Origin of the sequence: uncultured Kocuria sp., from assembly GCF_947500125.1 — a bacterium.
In the GTDB taxonomy this organism is placed as follows: Bacteria; Actinomycetota; Actinomycetes; order Actinomycetales; family Micrococcaceae; genus Kocuria.
Map to the genome: position 1 here is coordinate 1 of NZ_CANMRA010000071.1, position 2,890 is coordinate 2,890.

Annotated in this window: 5 protein-coding genes; 3 read left to right on the top strand and 2 right to left on the bottom strand. The window is 65.5% G+C overall.

Annotation, left to right across the window (positions count from 1 at the left end):
- Positions 1-357: primase C-terminal domain-containing protein (locus Q0817_RS19820; protein WP_298592158.1), on the top strand; the 357-nt coding region annotated here is incomplete at its 5' end.
- Positions 354-626, top strand: a complete 273-nt coding sequence (locus tag Q0817_RS19825) for a sigma factor-like helix-turn-helix DNA-binding protein (protein WP_229588717.1) — start codon at positions 354-356, stop codon at positions 624-626. The genes Q0817_RS19820 and Q0817_RS19825, both read left to right, overlap by 4 nt.
- Positions 627-943: 317 nt before the next feature.
- Here Q0817_RS19825 and Q0817_RS19830 read toward each other — a convergent pair whose 3' ends face one another.
- A complete protein-coding gene (locus tag Q0817_RS19830) occupies positions 944-1,120 on the bottom strand; it encodes a hypothetical protein (protein WP_298592165.1) in 177 nt (58 codons plus the stop codon).
- A 346-nt stretch (positions 1,121-1,466) separates the two neighbouring features.
- Positions 1,467-1,622: a hypothetical protein gene (locus Q0817_RS19835; RefSeq protein ID WP_298592167.1), complete on the bottom strand. Its 156-nt coding sequence runs from the start codon at positions 1,620-1,622 to the stop codon at positions 1,467-1,469.
- 669 nt (positions 1,623-2,291) lie between these two features.
- Between Q0817_RS19835 and Q0817_RS19840 the strand changes: the two genes are divergently transcribed.
- The coding region (locus Q0817_RS19840) for a replication initiation protein (protein ID WP_298592170.1) at positions 2,292-2,890 on the top strand (599 nt) is incomplete at its 3' end.

A 2,890-nucleotide genomic window follows, 5' to 3' on the forward strand; every position in this document is an offset into this window, starting at 1 on the left:
GCGTCGTCTGTGGGCCGCAACGTCGCCCTGTTCCACCTCACCCGGCAATGGGCCTACCGCGCCCGCCTGCGCTACGAGGACCGTAGCGAGTGGGAGCAGACCGTCCACGCCTTTGCCGTGAACAAGAACCTCACCGCCATCGCCGAGGAGTTCACCCGCGGACCGCTAAGCGAGGTGGAAGTGCTGCACCTGGCCCGCTCCATCGCCCGCTGGACCTGGCGCAACATCACCCCAGAACTCACCACCCAACGACGCAAAGCCTGGACCGCCCCCGAGCACCAACAGCGCCGCGCCCGACGCGCCGCTGACAAACGCCGCATTGACCGCACCCACGCATCCAAGGAGCTCTTCCGATGACTGCCGAGACACCCGCACGGCGCACTGTCACCGCCAAGGAGGGAGCAGAAGCCCTGGGCTGCTCCACCCGCACCATTCGTCGCATCGCCGCTGAACCGCGTGATGAGTTCATCAAGCGATCCCGGGCCCGGCAGGATCTCGCCCTCGAGCTCAAGAACGCCGGCCTGAAGTACCGCGAGATCGCCGACCGCCTCGGCTGCTCCGAGAAGGCCGCCCAGAACCTCGTCCAGCGCGCCCGAGACCGGCACAAGCTCACTTCCGTCACCTAACGTCTCTTCTCGCAGACGAAGAGGCACGGGCAGTTTTGTGCCGCAGAATGATCCACGGTGAAAGGCATCTTCACCGTGAAAGGCCGGGGCCCCTCCCCGGCCTTTCACATGCCCAGCGCAGCGCCCACCCGCCCCGCCCGGTGCCCCGGCCGGAGGCCGATCTCGGTTCTATGGCACATAGAACATAGCTTTGCTCCGCCTGGTGGCAGCAGGGATCCCAACCGGTGTGTAGGACACTGAGATGTGGGGTACAGGATCCTCCCCATGGAAAAAGCCGGGCTCTACTACCCGGCTTTTTCTGTGCCCGCACGCACGGCCTAGTGCACGTACCGCCGCCACAACACCGCCACCACCAGCACACTCGGCGCCCCCGCCAAGGCGAAGCTGACAGCGAGATGATCGATCAGCACATTCAGGGCCACCCCACCCATGAGGACCAGCGCGCCCCCCAGCAACACGACCATCCAAGCGACTTCCAGCTGGGCCTCGCTCATCGGCTCATCGCGTTCTCTACTCATCTCCACGACGATAGAAAGCCACCCCCGGCTCTCCGAACCGGCCCATGGTTTATGACCACGCACCGTCCAGCCTGGCCGGGACAGAGCCCTGCGGGGACAGCTCCGGCTGAGCAGCCTGTGCCGGCAGATCAGACCTTGGCGGGGCCTCTCACCCACCCATTGCCGTCACTTTTGGGAACGAATCGAAGATCGGCCGAGACTGGAGGTGGGAACTGGCGTGCTCACACCAACAGCTTCCCGAGAGGCCCGGTTGACCAGGACCCGCCTCCCATAAGAAAAAGCCGGGCAGTAGCCCGGCTTTTTCCATGCCCGGCAACGCCGGCTAGTCCAGAAACCGCCGCCACCAGATCCCCACCACCACAGCACCCGGGATCAAAACGACGACAGTGCCCACCACGAGGTCCTCGATCAAGACACCGATCAACGCCCCCAGCAAACCCACCTGTACTCCAGCAAGCAGCACCAGAATCCAAGCCATATCCCGTCGGTGCCTGGCGTCCTGGTCCCCGCGTCGCATTTGCATTTGTCAAACGCTACGGACAGGTCTCAGCTACACCCAATCCTTTTCCACTGCGTCGATGCTCCACACTCGGTCCAGACCGTCACACTTCTTGCATTCTTCGGCCGGTCGCTGGGGAAGACGCTCGTCACGCCCTCCCCAGCGGTCCTCGGGGGCGCACAGCCAGGACACCCCAGCGCGCCCGAAACCGGCCCGCCGACAACGACCACGCCACCCCACCAGGCACCCGCTCGACCACATGGCCGAGCACAGGGATCCGTTCTGGTTGCCTCCCCCAGAGCGGGTTACCCCCCTCACCCGTAAAGGGTGAATCGAAGGCAGCAGGAGTCATCGACAGTGACCGTGGTTGTGGAGGCCGGCGGATGAAAATTGGAGCTGAGTCGGTGCCTGATTGCGGTGCTTGGGGCACCTCACGAGGGGAGTGCAGCTGAGCCTGTACGCGCCTGCGTGGGGCGGCCTAGGCCTCGGTCATCGAATGATGCATGAGGTGTGACAGTTCCAGCGGGGTTCGGCAGGGCCCGAAAGCGGGCTGCACTACGTGCAGGCTGGAAAGAATTTTCGGGGGAAGTATCTGATTAAGGGTGCGTCCTACCCGAGAAGGTGGGAAATCTGTGGTTGGGTCACCTCATGAGCTTCCAGAACGTGTTCACCGACCACTGGCTACCGCGGGCGCCATTGGCCGCTGAGCGCAAGGACGGCGCCTACCGGCGGGTGTCCCGCGAGCACGCCCTGCTGCTGCCCTACATCGAGACCAACCCGCTGTGCCTGCAGTCGATCGTGGTCACCGACCACGACGGCTCCGAGGCCGACCAAGTGGCCGATCTGGCCGGGCTTCCCCAGCCCTCCTGGGTGACGCTGAACCCCCACACCCGCTCCGGGCACATCGCCTACGCCCTGGCCGCTCCGGTGTGCCTCACCGACTCCGCCCGCAGGAAGCCGATCAACCTCCTAGCCCGTATCGAGCAGGGCCTCGTCGACGTCCTGGGCGGGGACGTTGGATACGCGGGCCGGGTGACCAAGAACCCGGTCCACCGCCAACACATGCCGCTGTGGGGCGAGGAAACCGCCCTCTACGGCCTCCAGGAGCTCGCACAGGCCCTCGGAGACGTCGGAGCCCTCCCAGGGCCCTCTAGGACCGGCAAAGCCCTCACAGCGTCGTCTGTGGGCCGCAACGTCGCCCTGTTCCACCTCACCCGGCAATGGGCCTACCGCGCCCGCCTGCGCTA

Coding starts and splice junctions, on each gene's coding strand:
- Q0817_RS19825 (WP_229588717.1), top strand. CDS start 354: ATGACTGCCGAGACACCCGCACGGCGCACTGTCACCGCCAAGGAGGGA.
- Q0817_RS19830 (WP_298592165.1), bottom strand. CDS start 1,120: ATGAGCGAGGCCCAGCTGGAAGTCGCTTGGATGGTCGTGTTGCTGGGG.
- Q0817_RS19835 (WP_298592167.1), bottom strand. CDS start 1,622: ATGGCTTGGATTCTGGTGCTGCTTGCTGGAGTACAGGTGGGTTTGCTG.